General features: G+C 63.0%; 13 protein-coding genes. 3 read left to right on the top strand and 10 right to left on the bottom strand.

Features of this window, described 5'->3' with window-relative positions; translation table 11 throughout:
• Positions 1-10 precede the first annotated feature (10 nt).
• The 4 genes from MWN76_RS19980 to MWN76_RS19965 all read right to left on the bottom strand — a co-directional run bounded on the left by MWN76_RS19980 (position 11) and on the right by MWN76_RS19965 (position 7,235).
• On the bottom strand, positions 11-544 hold the full coding sequence (locus tag MWN76_RS19980; protein WP_250464793.1) for a hypothetical protein: 534 nt from the start codon (positions 542-544) through the stop codon (positions 11-13).
• 14 nt (positions 545-558) lie between these two features.
• Entirely contained in the window at positions 559-2,769 is a 2,211-nt protein-coding gene (locus tag MWN76_RS19975) for a TonB-dependent receptor (protein ID WP_250464790.1), read from the bottom strand.
• A 222-nt stretch (positions 2,770-2,991) separates the two neighbouring features.
• Positions 2,992-4,218 carry a glycoside hydrolase family 27 protein gene (locus MWN76_RS19970; protein ID WP_284500764.1) on the bottom strand — a complete coding sequence of 409 codons (1,227 nt, stop codon included), beginning with the start codon at positions 4,216-4,218 and terminating at the stop codon, positions 2,992-2,994.
• 89 nt (positions 4,219-4,307) lie between these two features.
• Positions 4,308-7,235 carry a TonB-dependent receptor gene (locus MWN76_RS19965; RefSeq protein ID WP_250464789.1) on the bottom strand — a complete coding sequence of 976 codons (2,928 nt, stop codon included), beginning with the start codon at positions 7,233-7,235 and terminating at the stop codon, positions 4,308-4,310.
• A 480-nt stretch (positions 7,236-7,715) separates the two neighbouring features.
• Between MWN76_RS19965 and MWN76_RS19960 the strand changes: the two genes are divergently transcribed.
• Entirely contained in the window at positions 7,716-9,017 is a 1,302-nt protein-coding gene (locus MWN76_RS19960; RefSeq protein WP_250464787.1) for a glycoside hydrolase 5 family protein, read from the top strand.
• A gap of 181 nt (positions 9,018-9,198) precedes the next feature.
• On the opposite strand, the gene MWN76_RS19955 is transcribed toward MWN76_RS19960, so the two are convergent.
• The 4 genes from MWN76_RS19955 to MWN76_RS19940 are packed head-to-tail and all read right to left on the bottom strand — an operon-like array spanning position 9,199 to position 15,197.
• Positions 9,199-10,800 (bottom strand): cellulase family glycosylhydrolase, encoded by a 1,602-nt coding sequence (locus MWN76_RS19955; protein ID WP_250464786.1) that lies wholly within the window; start codon positions 10,798-10,800, stop codon positions 9,199-9,201.
• Positions 10,784-12,091 carry an AGE family epimerase/isomerase gene (locus MWN76_RS19950; RefSeq protein ID WP_250464859.1) on the bottom strand — a complete coding sequence of 436 codons (1,308 nt, stop codon included), beginning with the start codon at positions 12,089-12,091 and terminating at the stop codon, positions 10,784-10,786. Before MWN76_RS19950 ends, MWN76_RS19955 begins: the two co-directional genes overlap by 17 nt.
• 9 nt (positions 12,092-12,100) lie before the next feature.
• Positions 12,101-13,276: a glycoside hydrolase family 130 protein gene (locus MWN76_RS19945; protein WP_250464782.1), complete on the bottom strand. Its 1,176-nt coding sequence runs from the start codon at positions 13,274-13,276 to the stop codon at positions 12,101-12,103.
• Between the two features lie 37 nt (positions 13,277-13,313).
• On the bottom strand, positions 13,314-15,197 hold the full coding sequence (locus MWN76_RS19940) for a sodium:solute symporter family protein (RefSeq protein WP_250464780.1): 1,884 nt from the start codon (positions 15,195-15,197) through the stop codon (positions 13,314-13,316).
• 413 nt (positions 15,198-15,610) lie between these two features.
• On the opposite strand from MWN76_RS19940, the gene MWN76_RS19935 reads away from it, so the two are divergent.
• Positions 15,611-16,606 carry a LacI family DNA-binding transcriptional regulator gene (locus MWN76_RS19935; protein WP_250464779.1) on the top strand — a complete coding sequence of 332 codons (996 nt, stop codon included), beginning with the start codon at positions 15,611-15,613 and terminating at the stop codon, positions 16,604-16,606.
• 211 nt (positions 16,607-16,817) lie between these two features.
• Complete coding sequence (locus MWN76_RS19930) at positions 16,818-18,005, top strand: AGE family epimerase/isomerase (protein WP_250464777.1); 1,188 nt, start codon at positions 16,818-16,820, stop codon at positions 18,003-18,005.
• 28 nt (positions 18,006-18,033) lie between these two features.
• Here MWN76_RS19930 and MWN76_RS19925 read toward each other — a convergent pair whose 3' ends face one another.
• The gene (locus tag MWN76_RS19925) at positions 18,034-19,479 is read right to left on the bottom strand and encodes a catalase (protein WP_250464775.1); all 1,446 of its coding nucleotides are present in this window, start codon (positions 19,477-19,479) and stop codon (positions 18,034-18,036) included.
• Positions 19,480-19,693: 214 nt separating this feature from the next.
• Complete coding sequence (locus MWN76_RS19920; RefSeq protein ID WP_250464773.1) at positions 19,694-20,185, bottom strand: GNAT family N-acetyltransferase; 492 nt, start codon at positions 20,183-20,185, stop codon at positions 19,694-19,696.
• Positions 20,186-20,217 lie beyond the last annotated feature (32 nt).

Genomic DNA, 20,217 nt, shown 5'->3' with positions numbered 1-20,217 from the left:
ATAAACGGGGTTACAGATTGAGGACCAGCGCGCCGAAAGCGAGCAGTGTGGCCAGACCCAGGGTCGGGCGCAAGGGCTTCGGGTCGGCGCAGAGCCAGTAGGCCCCCGCCCCCCAGACAACCGGCATGACCAGCATCGCCAGTACCAGCGCATTGCCCAGTTGCCAGGGCAGGAAGGTCGCCAGCGCGGTACTGCCGTAGGCCGCGGCCGCACCGGCCAGCGGCACCGTGCCGAGAAACAGCAGCAGATGCCTGGCCACCACCGGCAGCGCCGGCAACGAAATCCGACCCTCGGCCACGGCCGACGCGCGGCGGCTGCGGGTCTGGCGATTGTGCAGCACCAGTAGCCAGGCGCAGGCGGTGGGAGCCAGCAGCGCGTATACGATACCCAGCTCGACACTGGCGGCGGCCAGGCTCCAGGCCCAGCCGGAGGCGAACAGCAGCACCCAGCCGCCCCAGGCCCCCCAGGGCCGGAACAGCGGCTGTTTGCGCCAGCTGCCGTAGAGACACAGCAGGCCGGCGGCGCTCAGGATAACTGCGGGCAACAGCGCCATCTCAATCAGAGCTCGAACGTGGCCGACAGCAGGAAGGTGCGCGGCTCGCCCAGCACCAGGTAGTTGGAGCCCGGGAAGCCGCCCACGGACACCCAGTTGTCGTCGTCCGCGACATTCTCCACCCGTCCCCGCAGGGTCATGTCGCGGCCGCCGAGTTCGGTGGTATAGCGGGCGCCCAGGTCGAAGCGGCTCCAGCTTTGCAGCTCGATGGTGTTGGCGGCGTCGGCGTACTGGGAGCCGGTGTGCAGGCCACGCGCCTCCAGGGTCAGGCCGGGCACGGCGGCCAGGTCCCACTCGGCGTTGAGGTTGACCTGCAGCTCCGGCGAACCCACCGCATCCTTACCCCGATTGATGCCACCCTGGGTACGGGTCATTTCCGCATTCTGGAAAGTCGCACCGCCGATCAGACGCAGGCTCTCCAGCGGCTGGCCGTAGAGGGTCAGTTCCAGGCCGCGATTGCGCTGTTCGCCGTAGGTGTCGAACACACCGTTGTGCACATAGCTCGTCGGCTTGGTGGTGGAGTACAGGCTGGCTGTAGCGCCGAAATTGCCGCCGTCGTACTTCACACCGGCCTCCATCTGCTCGCTGGTATAGGGTTCCAGTACTTCGCCATCGTTTTCAACCAATTCGCCATTCACCTGTTCCGGCGCCACTTCGCCGGGCATCAGGCCTTCGATGTAGTTGGCGTACAGGGAGATTTCATCGCTGGGCCGGAATACCACCGCCGCCACCGGCGTCATGGCGTCGTCTTTGTAACCGGAGACGAAGTCACCGCTGTCGTTGTCGTAGGAGCGTGTGTGGATCTCCTGCTGGCGCACCCCCAGGGTCACCAGCAGGTGGTCGTCCAGCAGGGAAAGCATGTCGGACAGCGCCACACTGGAGATATCCGCGGTACTGGTTACCAGCGGCGAGGACATATCACCGCCGGTCCACTCGAATTCCGGCAGCGCGGCGGTGACGGGGTTGTACAGGTCGCTGAGAACGCCGCCCGAGGACATACCCCAGGCGTTAGCGGATTCCGACGAGAAATACGCGGTGGACAGGGAAACCGTATGGCCGACGCCGCCGGTGCTGAATTCGGTACGGATACCCGTTTCGCCGGACAGGACCTCGTCCTCGCGCACATTGTCGAAACGGTTGGCTGTGGTGCTGCCGTCGGCCAGCGCATCCGGATTGGCCAGGACATTGTCCTCCTCACCGTCGCGCATGCCGGCGGCAATCCAGGCGGTGGTGGTATCGGTCAGGTCGTACTCGGCGCGCACCACGCCGAACAGCTGTTTCTCATCGGTGTAGGTCCAGGGCTGGGCGAAGTTGGTGTCCGCCGACGGCGCCGCCGGAATCCCCGCCACCGGTGTGACGCTCGGGCGCGGCGCATCGATGCGGTGGTCCTGGAAACCCAGGTCGGCGGACAGGCGCAGGCGCTCGCCGCTGTAGTCGTAGCCCAGGGCGAGGGCGCTCAGCTCGCGCTCCTGGCCGTCGATGGCGGTCTCGCCGCCGCGCTGTACCAGGTTGACGCGCACGCCGGAATTATTGTCGGTACCGAAACGACGCGCGGCATCCAGCGCGGCGTAGGTGTTGCCGCCGCTCTCGACACCGGCGGTGAGCCGCGTCAGCGCCTCTTCCGGCGCGCGCTTGGGCACCAGGTTGACACCGCCGCCCAGGCCGCTGCCGCCCGGCGCGGCACCGTTCAGGAAGGCGCTGGCACCGCGGAAGACTTCCACCCGCTCGAGGAACTGGCTGGCCACGAACTGGCGCGGCAGTATGCCGTAGACACCGTTGTAGGTCATATCGTCGGAATACACCGGGAAGCCGCGGATCATGTACAGCTCCTGGAAGTTACCGAAGCCCTTGGCCACGCGCACCACCGGGTCGTTCTGCAGCACATCGGCCACGCTGACCGCCTGCTGGTCGAGGATCAGGTCGCTGGTGTAGCTGGTGCTGGAAAACGGCGAATCCATCATGTCCAGGTTACCCAGGATCCCGGCGCGGCCGCCGCGGGCCACCTGCCCGCCGGCATAGGCATCCGGCAGTACCACCTGGGAGCCGTCCGCGGTGACCACCACCTGTTCCAGGTCCCCGTCGTCCTCGGCCGATTGCGCCTGTGCCAGGGCGCCGCCGGCGAAGAGTCCGGCCAGGCCGAGGCCGGCGATCCTGATGGCGGCACTGAGGACGGAGGAGGTGAAGGAGACTTCCGCGCGGTCTTTAAGGGAGGGCATATCTTGTTATCCGGGGTAACTGGGTGGATTGGCACCGGGGTGCCGGTCAAACAGGAGGGAATATTATTGATAACCATTCCTATTTTCAAGAATGATATGGCGGCCGGCGGGACCAGAGGGCGGGAAAAGCGCGGGTTTTGATGGACTTTCGGGGCAGATTTAGGGGCAGAGTCCGACGCGCTGCCCCGATCCGGCCGTGGGCCGGATCGGGCAATGGGCGAGCTACAGGGCCGTCAGGCGCAGCAGCCGGACGCCGTGGGCGGGTACCTCGAGCGCCAGCGGCGAGCGGGTATCGCCGCGCGCTTCCGTCCACAGGGCCCGCCAGGCGTAGGCCTCGCTACCGAAATCCAGCGCGTGATCGCTGATATCGTCCTCCACCCGGTGCGCCTTCCAATCGTAGCGATAGCGGGTTTCGCTGTCCGCGCGGTTCAGGAACATAAAGGCCCAGTCGCCCTCCGCCAGCGGTTTTACCCAGATCTCGAAATCCCCCTCGTCGATAAACTTCATCGCCTGGATACCGAGCCCGTCCTGGTTCACTGCAATGACGGCTTCGTTGGTGAGGATATCCCGCGTCTGCCGGCTCATGGTGCGCAGGTCGTTGCCGGCGATCAGCGGTGAGGCCAGCATGGCCCAGATGGAGAAGTGGGCGATATCCTCCTGCACCGTCATGCCGTTGCCCACCTCCAGCATATCCATATCGTTCCAGTGGCCGGGCCCGGCGTACTGGCGCAGGCCCGCCTGTTTGTCGAGGATCGGCAGCACGCCCCACGAAGACCAGGAGCCGTGCCCGAGTTCGCAGTTCCAGCAGGGATAGATGTCGCCGGTGGTGCGCCAGGAGTGGCCGATCTCCCGCGCCCACTCCCAGGGCTGGTTGTCGCCCCACTCGCAGATACTCAGGACCATCGGCCGCCCGGCGGCATGGATGGCGTCGCGCATGGTGGTATAGGCACCCTCGGGATTGATGTTGTCGGTATCGCACCAGTCGTACTTGACGTAGTCGATGCCCCAGCGGGCGTAGGTCAGTGCATCCTGGTATTCGTGACCGCGGCTGCCGGGGCGACCGGCACAGGTGGTGGCGCCGGCGTCGGAGTAGATACCCAGTTTCAGCCCCTTGCCGTGCACATAGTCGGCCAGGGCTTTCATGCCCGAGGGGAAATGCGCGGCGTGCGGCTGGATAAATCCCTGTTCGTCGCGCTCGCCGTGCCAGCAGTCGTCGATATTGATGTATTCGTAGCCGGCCGCCTTCATGCCGCTCTCGACCATTGCATCCGCCATATCGCGGATGATCTGCTCGTCGATATTGCAGCCGAAATGATTCCAGCTGTTCCAGCCCATCTGCGGCGTATCGGCGATACCCGGAAATTTTTCCGCGTACCCGGGCAGGGAAAAGCAGAACAGGATGAGGGCGACAAGTCCGCGGATTTTCCGCCGGTAGATCGGGGATAGCATTTTATTTTTCTCCTTTTCGGTCTTTGCCGGAGGCCAATCAACAATGGAAGAAGAGATGCGGCCATAGAAGGCATGGCCGGACAGTACAATCAGAAGCGCGCGCGAACACCCAGCGTATAGCGCGGTTCGTAGACGCTCTGCCACGCCTTCTGATTTTCCCACTGGAGGTAGTACTCTTCCGTCTCCCCCGTGAGATTGGAGCCGTTGAGATAGACGGTGACATCGCCGGTCACGTCGTAGCTCAACGAGGCATCCACATAGGCGGTGGGTTCCTGCATCAGGGTCAGGCCCTCGGTGCCCCACACCTGGTTGAACGCCACTACCCGTTCGCTGCGGTAGTTGTAGGCGACGCGCGCCTGCAACCGCTCGCCCTGGTACCAGCCGACAAAGTTGGCCAGCCGCTCGGAGTTGTCGATAAACGGCAGCTCCTCGCCGTCGAGATCCTCGTTGCCGGAATCGCTGGGGGAATAGGTGAAGTTGGCGTCGACCCCGAAATTGGCCCACAGGCCCGGCAGGAAGTCGAACGCCTGCTTGGCCGCCACCTCGATACCACTGAGCTCGCCGCCGTCGCCCTGCACATTGGTCTGTACGTCGGTGGTGCGGCGCACCACGCCGTCCTGGTCCGGCAACTCCATGGCAATGGAACCGCTCTCGATAAAGCTCTCCACTTCCACCAGGAAAAGCCCCACGCTGACCATGCCGGAATTGCCGTTGTACCACTCCATCGACAAATCGAAATTGTCCGCCCGCCAGGGATCCAGCTCCGGGTTGCCGTTGGAGCTGGCCCCGATCACCTCGAAAATACCGGTCTCGGAATTGAGCGCGTAGGACGGGGCCAGGCCACCGCCCCACTGCTCCAGGTTCAGCGGCGACAGCGTCTTGGCATAGGCGGCGCGCAGCTTGAGGTCGTCGCGCAGGTCAAACGCCAGGTTCAGGCTCGGCAGTACGTCGGTAAAGGAGCGCTCGCTCACCAGCGGGCCGCCGTCCACTTCCGGCGCGCCGTAGTCGCGTGCGCTGCCAACCACATGCTGGGTTACCTCGAGATCCGTGCGCACCGCGCGCAGGCCGAAATTGCCACTGACCGGTACGCCGATTTCGGCGGCGAAGTTGGCCTGCAGGTAGGTGGAAGTCTCCTGCAGGTTGACGGCGTAGCTCTGGCCGGGCACCACGCCGCGGCGGTTGCCCGGATAGAGGGAATCCTGGAAAGCGAGCACATCGTCCATCGCCGACGGGTCCAGCGCGTAGACACCGGGAATACCGCTGACACCGCCGAAGTCGGTCACCCACTGCACGTCGTCGCCGAAGGACGACAGCGGAATCGGCCGGCCGGCGGTGTAGTAGTTGCCGCTGCCATCGCCGGCGGAGCATTGGCTACCACTCAATACCACGTCGGTTGCCTTCCAGCGCACCGGGCAGCCGTCGTCGCCGATCGGTGCCAGCAGGTGATACTGCTCGTTCTCCGCGTTGCGGTCCGAGTAGCGCAGGCCCGCATCCAGCGACTGGAAAAAACCGCCGCCGGCAAATTCATAGGCGCCGTCGAAACGGGCCACGGTCAAATCGCCTTCGCGGTCGTAATTGTTTTCCGACGACAGGGCCCCGATGGCGTAGCCGTCCAGGTCGGATACCAGCCCCGGCACACCGCTCCAGTGGGGCGTGTTCCCGCGGTAATCGACGACGATGGACTGGACGGGATCGGAATAGCCGCCGGGATTACTGGGCTGGGCGCCGCCCGGATAGTTGGGCATGTCCACACCCCACTGGCTGCCATCCGCCATGTCCACATCGACATAGCTGTTCAGGTTGCCCTGCTCCGCCTCGCCGTAGATCAGGCGTGCGCCGCCGGTAAAGGCGCCGCCGTTGTCGTAGTTCAGCTCGACATTCAGGTTGCTGGACTCGGACCTGGTGCCGCGCATCTCGGAATAGGATTTCAGGCGGCGGCCATCGGCCCGGTAGACCTGTACCGTGTTGATGGTGTCGGTGCCGGGCGAGGATAGCTGCGGCGTGGCCCAGCCCCACTGCTGCCACTTGTCGGAAATGGAGATGCCGGCGCGGCGATCGAATTCGTCCATGTCGGTGTAGAAATAGTCCACCACCAGATCCAGGCCTTCGCCCAGGTCCGCCTGCAGGGAGCCGTTCAGGCCGAAGCGCTCGCGCTCGGTAAACTGGTTGTAGGCGGTGTGGCCCTGGTAGGCGATAAAGCTGTCGTCCGTGTCGCCGTCGCCGTTGACGTCATAGCCCCAGTCGCCGGCCTCCGACGGCATGCCGGACCAGCCGGCATGGGAACCGCCGCCGGCCAGGCCCATGTAGTAGTTGGCCAGGTTGACATTCGACAGCGAGGCGGACAGCAGCGCACCGACCCGCTCGCCGCGCCAGGCCAGCAGGCCGGACAGGGCGCTGTCACTCTCCTGCGAATCGCGGCCGGTCTGTGCCTCCACACTGGCGGCGGTGGTCACGCCGCGCTCGAAATCCATCGGCCGGTGGGTGCGCAGGTCGACCACGCCGGTAATACCGCCGGAAAGCTGCGACGCCGTCGGCGACTTGTGCACATCCGCACCGGCAAACAGCGGCGCCGGGATATCGTTGAAGTTCGGCTGCACCGTGGTGACGGAACCGGCACCCAGGTAGGATTCGCCGTTCAGCGTGGTCAGCACCTGCGGCATACCGCGCACATTGATGGCGCTGCCCTCGCCCGCCGAGCGGCGCACCTGGATACCGGTGATGCGCTGCAGCGAGTCGGAGATGGTCGCGTCCGGCAGCTTGCCGATATCCTCGGCGACGATCGAATCGACGATCGAATCCGCATTGCGCTTGGTACTGATGGCGGTCTCCTGGGACAGGCGGATGCCCTGCACCACCACCTCCTCCATGGCGCCCGGCTGCTGTGCCAGCGCGCCGCCCGCCGCCAGGCCGCAGGCGGAGACCGCCGTTGCCAGAGCCTTGCGGGCAAAGATACGGGCAGCGGTGCAGGTAAAGGCGCGGTCAAGCGCCCGGGAAGACAGATATTTCTCGGCCGACATATTGATTCCCCTCTTTATTATCTTGCTTTTGGCAGTGCACCAGCAGCGGGCACTGGGGTAACTCATCATCGCGTGCGCATCGGGCGCGTCCCTGCTATTGCGCATTGTAACCGGTTACATTTTGACGCCGACTGCGGCAGGCCTGCAGCCTGCCCGGCGCATATTTCCCCCGATGGGAAATCCGGCGCCGGAAACGGCCCGAAACCGACCCGATTCACCCGTCGCGGGTAACAACAGCGAGTAAAACAGGGCTTTATGTAACCGGTTCCATTTCGACTTTATTACAGGCACCGCATCAGTGCAATTGCAAAAGCGGCGGGCACCAACAAGAATCATGAATTAGGCGCCAAATAATGTAACCGGTTACAAATATCTGCTTCAATGGGCGCGACCGCTCGCGGAAAGGGCCGATTCGACAGCGATGCGCCCGCGACCGGGAGAAGACCGACAAATCGTTACTGCCAGTGATGGAGAAAATAAATGAAAATAAAACAGCTCTTGGCTTTCGCCACCGGCCTGCTGCTGGCCGGCAAACTGCTGGCGTCGCCAGCGGGGTTCGTCCGGGTGGAGGACGGCCAGTTCACACTGGATGGCGACACCTACCGCTACGCCGGCGCCAACTACTGGCACGGCGGCTACCTGGCGGCCACGGATCCCGAACGCCTGGCGCGCGAACTGGACCTGTTGCGCGACCGCGGCATCGTCAACCTGCGCGTGCTGGCGCTGTCGGAAGACAGCACCCAGTCCCGCAGCGTCTCGCCGGCAGTGATCCGCGCACCGGGCAAGTTCGATGAACCATTACAGCAGGGGCTGGACCGGCTGCTGGTCGAGTTGCGCAAGCGCGACATGAAGGCGGTTCTCTACCTCACCAACTTCTGGCAGTGGTCCGGCGGCATGACACAGTACCTGGCCTGGCACACGGATACCGAAATCATCGACCCGGACGAGAGCGGCCGCTGGGATGCCTATATGGATAGCGCGTCGGATTTCTACCGCTGCGACCCCTGCCAGGATCAGTACCTCTCCGCCGTGCGCACACTGACCGAGCGGGAAAATACCATCAGCGGCCTGCACTACCGCGACGACCCCACCATCATGGCCTGGCAACTGGCCAATGAACCCAGGCCCGGCGGCGCCACCTTCCGGCCGCAGCACGCCCGGGACTATATCGACTGGGTGCACGACTCCGCCGCAGCGATCGGGGCGATGGCACCGAAGCAGCTGGTCAGCAGCGGCAGCGAGGGCGTGTTTGGCAGCCAGGAGCGCAGGTCCCTCTATATCCGCGCCCATGACACGCCGGCCATCGACTACCTGACCGTCCACCTGTGGATAAAAAACTGGGGCTGGTTCGATATCCACAATCCGGAGAAAACCTTTCCCGATGCGCTGGAGAAATCCCGCGACTACCTGCAACAGCATATCGAGGTCGCCGGCGAACTGGACAAACCGCTGGTGCTGGAGGAATTCGGGGTTGAACGCGACGGCGGCAGCTTCTCGCCGCAGAGCAGTACCGATTACCGGGATTCGTTCCTGCGGGAAGTCTACGGCGTGATCGAGCACAACAGCCGCAACGGCGGCCCGCTGGTGGGCTCCAATATCTGGACTTTCGGCGGCTACGGCCGCAGCGACAGCGAAGATTATCTGTGGCGCCCGGGCGACGACTTTATCGGCGACCCACCACAGGAACCGCAGGGTCTCAATTCAGTATTCGATACCGATACGGAAACGCTCGGGATTATCCAGGCACATGCGCAGACGCTGGGTGCGCTCGGCGATAATTGACACGGCCTTGCGGATTTTCGCCTGCAGGCAGCCTTGTAGGATGGGCAAAGGAGCGCAGCGACGTGCCCATCAGTCCGCAGCGATGGGCACACTGCGCTTTGCCCATCCTACGAATCTGATTTTGCCTGCAGGCTCCCACAGGCAAAATCAGCTTTGTGCCGTGTCCCAAAACTGGATCCGCTTAATTGCCGCAATAGCTTTGCATATTGGACGGCGGCGATTTGCCCGCTTCGTTGACCGCCACCAGCCGATAGCGATAGCAACCGTCCTCCGGCACCGCCTCGTCCCGGTACAGATCCATTTCCGCCGGATTCCAGCCATTGCGACCGTCGGTCAGTTCCCGCTCCAGCAGCGCCCAGCTTTCGCCGCCATCGTCAGAGCGATACAGCCGATAACTCTGCCCGGTGGGCGCTCCCATCCAGTTGATCTCACCGTTCGGCCCCACCGGGTGCAACAGTGGCGCCGCCGGCTCGGGCCAGTGCGCGGCGAAATGTTTCGCGCGCGCGTCGCCGGTAATCCGCGCCTGCATCTCGCGAATCAGGCCGATCACCGGCGCCTCCTGGTTGTCCCGGTTGGCCGGGAACCCGGGCAGGTGATAACTCATATGGCCGTTGAATTCCCGGTGCCAGTAGAAGCCACCGGTCTCCCGCCGGCCGCGGAATCCCCACACCAGGCCGCCGGCCACCGCCGGCTCGCTCACCCAGGCCTCGGTTACCGCGCGGATAGCGGCCATTTTTTCCAGGCCGTATTCGCCGATAAACAGCGGCTTGTTGAATTTTTTCGCCAGCGTCGCCTGGCGTCGCACCACGTCCGGCGACATATAGCTGCCGTAGTAGTGGTTGGACTGGATATCCACATTCGGATCCAGCAGGCCGAGAAACTCGCCGTTTTCCACCGTCGCCACGTCCGCCGGATTGGTGTTGTCCGCCTGCTGGTCGCCGTCGATCAGCAGCTGGTCCGGCGCCAGCCGTTTGATCAGCGCCGCGGTCCTGGCCAGGAATTCCCGGTTGGTGCCGCGCAGCTCGTTGCCGGTCTCCCAGGCCATGATGGCTTTTTCCTTGCGGTATTCGCGGCCGGTGCAGGTATTTTTCCGGGTCAGCAACTGTTCGACGATACGCCGGTAGGCCGCATAGGTTTTGCTGTCGACATCGTACAGCGGGCCGGATTCCTGTGTGACCCGGTCCGCCTCGCCGACCATTTTCGCCAGTTCGCGCCGGCCGCCCCACCAGCTCCAGTGATCGATGACCGGCACGATCAATCGCAGGCCGTGCCTGCCCGCCAGGTACACCATACGGTCGAACACCCGCATTGCGGTCTCATCCAACCGTATCTCGCCGCTGTCCGGATCCCGCACGATATGCGCCGGCATGTTCGCACGCACCGATTGCGGCAGCGCGATATCGTCCACTGACAGGGTGTAAATCCGGGTGGCCGTGTGGCCGCTGTAGACCAGCGAGCGGATCCAGTTGTCCTGCTCGCGCGCGGTCGGCCAGCGGAAATGATCGGCCTTGCCGAGGGTGCTGGAGGCCGAGGCGACATCGTCCTCGATCCGGTGCAACTCGGTGGCGTGCAGGCCGATAAAGCGCAATGGCTGCCCGCCATCCATCAAGCGGTAGCCGTCGCGGGTGATAAAATGCTCGAAGCCATCGAAATCCGGCGCGCGATGCTCACTGCCGGGCAACTCCGGCACCCGGCAGTGATCCGGCAGTCCATCGGTTGAAGCGCCGGCCCCCGCCGCGATCAGTGCCAGGCTGAGCCCGGCCAGGTTAATCCAATGGTTCACGGCTCTCTGCCCTCCCCGGCTGTTTCTCTTTTTTCATTTGCAAACGTTCGATTCGCCGATACGCTTCCATCATTGCGCGACCGTTGTGATAGGGCCCCTTCCAGAAACCGAGTTTGTAGCGCTGGTCGGCGCGGACTGCGGTCACCAGCGAGGCATGGTAGAGCCACTCGCCGCCCTCCCGATCCACCTGGAAGGCCTTGATAAATTTCCATACATTTTCGAAAGCGGTGCGGTAGCGGCCGTCACCGGTCATCTGCCAGAGATTCAGGAATCCCACCAACGCCTCTGCCTGCACCCACCACTCGGCGTCGACACAGCGCGAGCGGATTTCAAAATCGAAGTGGTCCAGCAACTGGCCCATGCTGCCGACGCCCTCCCGCAGGCAGGATTCTCCCAGGGCCCGCGCCAGGGGTTCGTATTGCCGTAACAGCTGGCGGTCGCCGAGCATTTCCAGCGCCTCCATCAGCAGCCAGCTCCCCTCGATATCGTGGCCGTAGGAATAGCCCGGGGAGATATCCCGCCAGTCGGCATCCAGGAACAGGCGCAGGTGGCCGCTCTGTGCATCGATGATTTTTTCGCAGAACCAGACAATGCTGTTGTGCAGCGCCGCCCTGACTTCGCCGACCGGGTGCACACGGCAGAGTCCCGTCAGGGCCTCCAGCACATGCAGGTGATTGTTCATGGTCTTGGGTGCGTTGAGATCCTTCTCACTCAGGCGATAGTCGGAAACCGCGGACCAGTCTCTGGCCACCGCTTCCAGGTAACCGCCGCGCTCGCGATCGACACAGTGTGTCTCCACCAGGTGGAAGTACGCCATGGCCTTTTCCAGCGCGCGCCCGCAGCCGGTCAGGCGGTGATAGCCCGCCAGCGCATAGATGCAGAATGCCTGGGCGTAGGTCTGCTTCCTGCTCTCTGTCATCCGACCGCGGTAATCCAGCGCCCAGAAAGCGCCGCCGTGTTCGCGATCGTCGAAATGGTCCAGCAGGTAGTTGCAGGCGCGCTCCGCCAGCGCGCGGTAATCAGTCGCATCGCGCCCGTTGCGCTCCAGGTACAGGCTCACTTCGCTGAAGAACCACAGGATACGCGCATTCAGCACCACGCCCTTGTCCGCCTGCGCGCGCGGCACATTGTGCACACTGACCTCGCCATGGAAGCCGCCGCGCTCGCGATCCACCGCGTGGTCTTTCCACCACCCGGCAATGGACAGAAGATGGCTGTCGAATTCCGGTAACAGGTGCTCGAGGCCGCTCTCCGCTTCCTCCCCGCTCGATTGAATCAATACATCCTCCATAGTCGCCACTCAGAGATCCCTGAGTACCGCAGCGTTGCGCTCGATCAGCTCGATCCTGCTGGCCACCGAACTGGCCGAGCGCAACCCGTCCTCCGGGGTGTGCAGACAGTAGTCCAGCAGCTGATCCACGGTCGTGGTGGCCACATGCAGGCGGGTGTCCGAGGAGGCGTAGTAGATAAACACGCGGCCCCCGTCTTCGATCCAGCCGTTACTGAATACCACGTTGGAGACATCCCCCACGCGCTCGCCGCCCTGCGGTGCGATAAAGTGGCCAGCGGGGCGGTGGATCACCTCCCAGGGCCGCTCCGGGTGCGTCATGAACAGGTAGAGCACGTAGCGCAGGCCGGCGGCGGTGTTGCGCACGCCGTGTGCCAGGTGCAGCCAGCCCTTTCCGGTCTTGATCGGCGCCGGGCCCTGGCCGTTCTTGACCTCGCTGATGGTGTGGTATTGCCTGGAATCCACCAGGGTTTCATCGAGTACCTCGGCCCCTTCCATCGAGTCGGTCAGCCCCCAGCCGATGCCTCCGCCGCTGCCGACGCTGATAAAACCGTCCTGGGGCCGCGTGTAGAGCGCGTATTTCCCGTCGACGAATTCCGGGTGCAGCACCACGTTGCGCTGCTGGCCGCTGTGGGTCACCAGGTCCGGCAACCGCTGCCAGTTTTCCAGGTCGCGGGTGCGGGCGATGCCGCACTGGGCGACGGCGGCAGTGGCATCTCCCGGTTGACTGAGATCCTTGCGCTCGGTGCAGAAGAGACCGTAGATCCAGCCGTCTTCGTGCCGGGTGAGGCGCATATCGTAGACATTGGTATCCGGATCCCCGGTTTCCGGCATCTGCACCGGTTTGTCCCGGAAGCGAAAGCCATCCACGCCGCTGTCACTTTCGGCAATAGCGAAAAACGATTTCCTGTCCACGCCTTCCACGCGTACCGCGAGCAGGTAGCTGCCATCCAGTTTGATCGCGCCGGCATTGAAGGTGGCGTTGATACCGAGGCGCTCCATCAGGTGCGGATTGCTGGGCTCGTGCAGATCGTAGCGCCAGTGCACCGGCACATGTTCGCGGGTGACGACCGGATTCCGCCAGCGCCGGAAAATGCCGTTGTCATCCCCGGCCGGTATATTTTCCCTGCCGAGCAGCTGTTCCTGGTGCGCCAACAGGGCGCGCACTTTATCGAGGTGGGTTGTCATAAATAACCTGTCAGAAATTATCGGTTTTTCAGCGCTATCAACTCGCGGTTACCGGGGGCCGCTGCCCGCTGGCACCGCCATGGATTTCGCCGCCGCCAGTATCGGTGTCGGCATCCGGGTCGCTGCGCAGCCGCCGGTACCAGTTTTTCCAGAGGAATGCGCTGGTCAGTGCGACTGTGGCCATGGCGATGGAGAACGCCGTCCATTTCTGGATGACCAGAAAGATAGGCGCGGCAGTCAGGGCTGTGTGCCAGACGATCCCCACAACGCAGTTGACCAGGTCCCGCACGCAATCCGGGTTGCGTTGCAATTGCGGTTGCTCCCGCCTGAGCGCCTCGTACACCGGCGCCCAGAATCCCCAGGGCCGCGTCTTGAAATAGAACGCCTTCAGGGTTTCCATGTCGTCCGCCTCGGTCAGCAACGAACCGGCGATACAGGCGGCCATGCAGAGCGCAAACAGGGCCGGGAAGGCGTACAGCGGCGACAGCTCGGTAAACATCAATGGCACCGCCGCGAGCAGGCCGGCGAGCATGCCGTAGAAGTAGCCGAAGCCGTTCATCCGCCACCAGTACCACTTGAGAATATTGGCCGCGGTATAGCCGCCATAGAGCGCGCCCACGATCCACAGGATGATGTCGTTCAGCGACGGCGCAAACAGGCCGATACCGGTGCCCAGCAGCACGAACAGCACCGACACCAGGTAACTCATCCGCACATAGGTTTTCTGTTCGGCGTCGCGATTGAAATAGCGCTTGTAGATATCGTTGACCACATAGGCCGGCGCGGAGTTGGTGGTGGCGGCAAAGGAGGACATGAAGGTCGCCAGCAGGCCGGCCATGACCAGCCCCAGCAATCCCTCGGGGACATAATTGGCCAGCGCAAACGGCAGTATCTGTTCGAAGTCCGCCGCGTCGCCCATCGCGCGCAGCTCGTCGGTAAAGAAGACCAGCGCCAGAACGGTGAGGCCGGTGATCATCATGTAGCGCGGGAACAGCATGACCAGGCTCACCAGGCCACTCATTTTTGCCGCCTCCGCCGGTGTGCGCGCGGACAGGATGCGCTGCATATCGTAGTTGGGCGCCGGGCCGGCCAGGCTCTGCAGGATGCCCTTCAACAATACCAGCATGAAGAACACCGAAAACAGCGACCAGCCATCGTCGGCGATGCGCCGGTTGGCCGTCTCCAGGAGGCCGCTCCAGTCCAGGTCGAGGGTGTGGCTGATTCCCATACTGAACCAGCCCTCCGGCACCGCCGCCGCCAGCATCTCCGGCGACACCTGGACCATCGCGATCAGGCCGATGGCGATACAGGCAATGGTCATCACCACAAACTGCATGACCTCCGTCAGCACCACGCCGAACATGCCGCCCTTCACCACATACACGGCGGTGATGGCGGTCAGGATCAGGCCGTAAATGATTTCGTTGGTGTGGGTATCCGCGGACAGCTGCCAGGGCATGAAGGCGGCCGCGAACTTGCCGATGCCGACAAAGCCGTAGGCCAGGTAGCCCAGCACCACCAGCAGCGCGAAGGCGACGATGATCAGGTGCGAGAGTTCGGCCCCGCGCCCCTCGCCAAAGCGGAAGCGGATCCAGGCCGCGCCGGTCATCACGCCCGAGCGGCGCAGCCACAGGGACAGGAAAACCATCAGGAAAACCTGGTTGAAGGCCGGCCACAGCCACGGGATATAGACGCTTTTTAGGCCGTAGATAAACAGCAGGTACACCATCCACATGGTGCCGGAGATGTCGAACTGGCCGGAGGCATTGGACAACCCCAGGTAGTACCAGGGCAGCCGGTTGCCGCCGAGAAAGTAACTCTGGATATTCGCGGACGCCTTGCGCGAGACCCAGATGCCAATCACCAGCGAGGCGAGCAGGTAGACACCGATGACCAGCAGATCCACGGGGGCGAGACTCATCGCAATTCTCTCTTGTTATCGGGCACCACTCGAGCGGGTGCTCTTATTCTGTTTGCGTTCTTGTCGGTATCGGCACGCGGGAGCCGGCTGCCGCGATAGCGTCCGGCCGGATAACAGTACCGCACAAGGCCAAATGTAACCGGTTACAAATCAATTTACCAGCCCCGCCCGATCGGCGGATGCCAGCGGCCCCCGCGGAGCCGGGATCCGCCGCAGTCCGCGCAGCATACACAGCCGCGGATTGCCCGCGCTCGCCCAACGCGCGGCAACCTGCGGGAAGCCGGCCGCTGGCGCACTGGCGGTTTCGCCCGAATTCCGGTAACTTTTTCCGGCTTCAGGGGCCGCTAACCCGGATCTTTGCCAGAGTTCCGGGGCAGCCAGCGGGCCAGTCCAGTCAGCGGTGATTCAGCAGCATGTCGAACATCAGGGAAGTCTCCCGAGTAGCCGGGGTCTCTATCGCCACCGTGTCCCGGGCCATCAGCACCCCGGAAAAGGTGTCGGAAGCGGCGCTGAAGAAGGTGTACGCGGCGATCAAGGAAGTCGGCTACCGCCCCAACATGATGGCGCGCAATTTCCGCGCTATCCGCGCCTATTCCATCGTCGTGCTGGTTCCCAACCTCTCCAACCTGTTCTTCGCGACCGTGATCCGCGGCATCGAGGACGCCGCGCAACAGAAAGGTTACGGCGTGCTACTCGGCGATACGCGCGATTCCAGCTCCCGCGAACAGGAGTACACGCGCCTGGTGGAAACCCGCCAGGCGGACGGCATCCTGCAACTGCGCCCGCATACCCCGGGCAAATCCCTGGAGCCCCACAACGGCATTCCGATGGTTTCCGCCTGTGGTTGCGAGAACACACCCTATCCGTCGGTGCGTATCGACAATGCCGGCGCCGCGCGGGAGATCGTGGACTACCTGATTTCCCAGGGCCACCGCCGTATCGGTGTGCTCGCCGGCCTGCCGGACAATCCCCACTCCAACGACCGCCTGCGGGGTTACCGCCAGAGCCTGGAGGCCACCGGTATCGGCTTCGATCCGGACCTGCTGGTGAACGGCGACTTCACCATGGGCTCGGGGCTGATGGCCGCCAGCCATTTCGCGCGCATGAAAGAGCGCCCCACGGCCATTTTCTCCATGAACGACGAGATGGCGATCGGCTGTATCCAGGGGCTCAAGTCCGCCGGCATCCGCGTGCCGGAGGAGATGTCCATCACCGGTTTCGACGATATCGAGTTCGCCCGCTACAGCGACCCGCCGCTGACCACCATTGCCCAGCCGGCAGAGGAACTGGGCCGCACGAGCTTCAACACGCTGCTGGAACTGATCGAGGGCAAGGAACTGCGGCAGACGGAAACCGTGCTGCCCTACGAGTTTGTGGTGCGCAGGAGCACCCCGGCACCGCCGCGCTGACCCGCTCCGGTGGTGCAGCCCGGCCGCAACCGCTCCCCCAGGTCCCGAATGGAAGACATCCACGCCCGAATACACTGATTTGCAAAAACTCATCTTGTAACCGGTTACACTGCACTGCACAATAATCCCTGTAAAGACCGATGGACAACCCACTCAAGTGCATCAAGTGTAACCGGTTACAAACATGTTACTTTCCGCCAGAAACGACCAGATGCTCGAAGAGCTCAGCCTGTGGTCCGACCGCCTGCAAGAGTGGATGACCCGATCCGCCCTGCCGCTGTGGCTGGACAACGGCTTCGACACCGCCACCGGCAGCGCCTATGAACAACTGAATGAGTTCGGTCGCGCGGACACCGGCTGCGACAGGCGGGTGCGGGTGCAGGCACGGCAGATGTTTGTGCTGGCCTGTGCCAGCCTACGCGGCTGGATCGACGGCGGCGAGCAGCGCGTCGCGCAACTGGAGCAATACGTTGCCCGCTACGCCCGCCACCCGAGCGCGCCGGAAGGTTACGTGCATATCCTGGACAGCCGGAACGAAATCGTCGATGCCCGCCAGGATGTCTACGACATCGCCTTTTTCCTGCTCGCCTGCGCCTGGCGCTTCCGTGCTTTCGGGCAGGCTGCGGCCCTGCGCGAGGCGGAGCACCTGATCCAACACCTGGACACCCATATCAAGGGGCCACAGGGCGGCTGGCTGGAGGGCGATTACGATGCACCCTGCCGCCGGCAGAATCCGCACATGCACCTGCTGGAAGCCTTTCTTGCCCTCTACGATGCCACCCGCAGCGGCCGCTGGCTGGCGAGAGCCGGCGAAATTTTTACGCTGTTTGAAAACTGCTTTTACGACAGCCGCAGGGGCGTGCTGCTGGAATACTTCCACCGGGACTGGACGCCGCTGACCGAAGCCGAGGGGCAGGCAGTGGAGCCGGGACATATGCTGGAATGGGTCTGGCTGCTGTATCACTACAGCCGTCGCAGCGGCGCACCGGTGGCCCGCTATACCCGCCCACTCTACGACAACGCGCTGGCAATGGGTCGGGAAGCCCACACGGGCCTGCTGTTCGACGCAGTGACGACTGGCGGCCAGCCGCTGAAAACGAGCAAACGCTGCTGGCCGCTGACGGAACTGGTCAAGGCCAGCCTGTGTCGCGCGGCCGAGGGCGATCCACTGGCCGAACAGCGGGCGGCGCGGGCCATCGAAACCCTGTTCGAATACTATTTTTCCGACGAGGTGCCGGGCCTGTATATCGATCAACTGGACGCCGGCAACCGGGTGATCCGGGGCATGGCACCGGCCAGCACCCTCTACCACCTGCTGCTGGCCACCACCGAAGTGGTCGATTACACCGCTGCGCGCCGGCTCAAATCACCGGCGGTCCCCGAAGCGCTTTCCGGCTGAATGTCCCCCGAACGCTCAAAGGCGGAATTCAGTTGCCCTTGACGCCTTTCTCGATCCGGTCACCGATGTTCTTGTCCACATTGCGCCAGTACTCGAAAGCGCGTTTCAGGACTTCGTCGGACACACCGTCTTTCAGGTGACCGACCACGTTCGATACCAGCCGGTCCCGCGCCGCATCGTCCATGACCTCGCGCACCAGCGTGCCGGGCTGGACAAAGTCATCGTCCTCCCTGTGCGGTGTATAGGCCGCGTGTACGAACTCGCCACTGGCCTCCCATTTCTCGGTGTAGGTATGATTGGCCGCAGGGCCGCCCTTGGAGTTGGGGGCGTACACGGGGTCGGAGACATTCTCCACCCGCATGGCGCCATCCTTGCTGTAGCTGTGTACCGGGCACTTGGGCCGGTTGACCGGTATCTGCTTGTAATTCACGCCCATCCGCGCCCGGTGCGCATCGGCGTAGGAAAAGACGCGTGCCTGCAGCATTTTGTCGGGACTGAAATTGATACCGGGCACCACGTTGTTCGGCTCAAAGGCGGCCTGCTCAATTTCCGTATGGAAGTCGGTCGGATTGCGGTCCAGCGTCAACCGCCCGACTTCCTGCAACGGGTAATCATCGTGGGGCCAGACCTTGGTCAGGTCGAAGGGATTGAAACGGTAATCCTTCGCCTCCTCGAACGGCATTATCTGCACGTTCAGGGTCCAGGAGGGATGGTCGCCCCTGGCGATGGCGTCGAACAGATCCCGGCGGTGCACATCCGAATCCTCGCCCGCCAGCCGGTCGGCCTCTTCCTGCGTCAGGCACTCGACCCCCTGGTCCGTCTTGAAGTGATACTTGATCCAGAACCGCTCGCCGTCCCTGTTGACCCACATATAGGTGTGGCTGGAATAGCCGTTCATATGGCGGTAGCTTTTCGGAATACCGCGATCCCCCATCAACCAGGTGACCTGGTGTGCCGATTCCGGCGACAGAGTCCAGAAGTCCCACTGCATATCGTGATCGCGCAGGCCGTTGTCCGCACGGCGCTTCTGGGAGCGGATAAAGTGCTGGAACTTCATCGGGTCCCGTATGAAAAATACCGGCGTATTGTTCCCCACCATGTCATAGTTGCCTTCGCTGGTGTAGAACTTCAATGCGAAGCCGCGCGGATCGCGCCAGGTATCGGGGCTCCCGCGTTCGCCGGCGACGGTTGAAAAGCGGATCAGAGTGTCTGTCTTGGTGCCCGGCTGGAATACCGCGGCCTTGGTATAGGCACTGACATCCCTCGTCACTTCGAAATGGCCGAAGGCCCCGGAGCCCTTCGCATGGGGCTGCCGCTCCGGAATCCGCTCGCGATTGAAGTTGGCCATCTGCTCGATCAGGTAGTGATCCTGCAGGATGATCGGGCCGTCCGGTCCCACCGTCAGGGAGAATTCATCACTGGCTACCGGGATACCGGCATCGTTCGTTGTGCGGTTCTGGTCGTCTTTTTTCACGGCGCTGGATCCTCTGGTTTGTCGCTTGAAACATCCGAGTCAAGAGAGAACAAGACAGAGAAAACGATAGTGCAGGATCGTCAGTCGTGAAGGGATACTGGCGGGAAATACGCGATATTCATCCAGGGATATGACGATCCCTTTCAGGTGCGGCTGCCAGGGAAATAATGGCCGCCGAAATATTTTTCTCCAGTCCTTTTTATACTCCAGGGATTCACAAAGCTTCCAGCCACTTGTACATAATCAGGGCATCGATGTACCCCATGGCGGGATGATCAAAGGCTTTTGGCAGTCGCCCAACGACAGCAAAGCCGAGCTTTTTCCAAAGATTTATCGCTCCCTCGTTACTGGACGCGACAAAATTGAACTGCATGGCCTTATAGCCCAGCTCCCTGGCCACCTGCAGGGAATGTGCACACATTGCACTTGCAACCCCCCTGCCCCTGGCGGACGAAGAGACCATATAACCGCAGTTGCAGACATGGGCACCGGGCCCCTGCTGATTGGATTTGATATAGTAGGTTCCCAGCACCTCGCCATCGTGTTCGAACACATAGGTTTGCCTTGGTACATCCATCCACAGGTGGCAAGCCTGATCCCGGTTTATATCAACCGGATAGGCATAGGTTTCTCCTTCCCGGGCGATTTCGCGAAATATCGGCCAGATCCTGTCGAAGTCTTCTGGTTGTACTCGGCGGATGTCCATTGATCGCCCTATCTCCTTGCCTCTAAATCCCA

Origin of the sequence: Microbulbifer litoralis, assembly GCF_023634065.1 — a bacterium.
GTDB classification, from domain to species: Bacteria; Pseudomonadota; Gammaproteobacteria; order Pseudomonadales; family Cellvibrionaceae; genus Microbulbifer; species Microbulbifer litoralis.
Note: the sequence above shows the minus strand (reverse complement) of the source record. Positions and strands in the feature narration are given on the sequence as shown.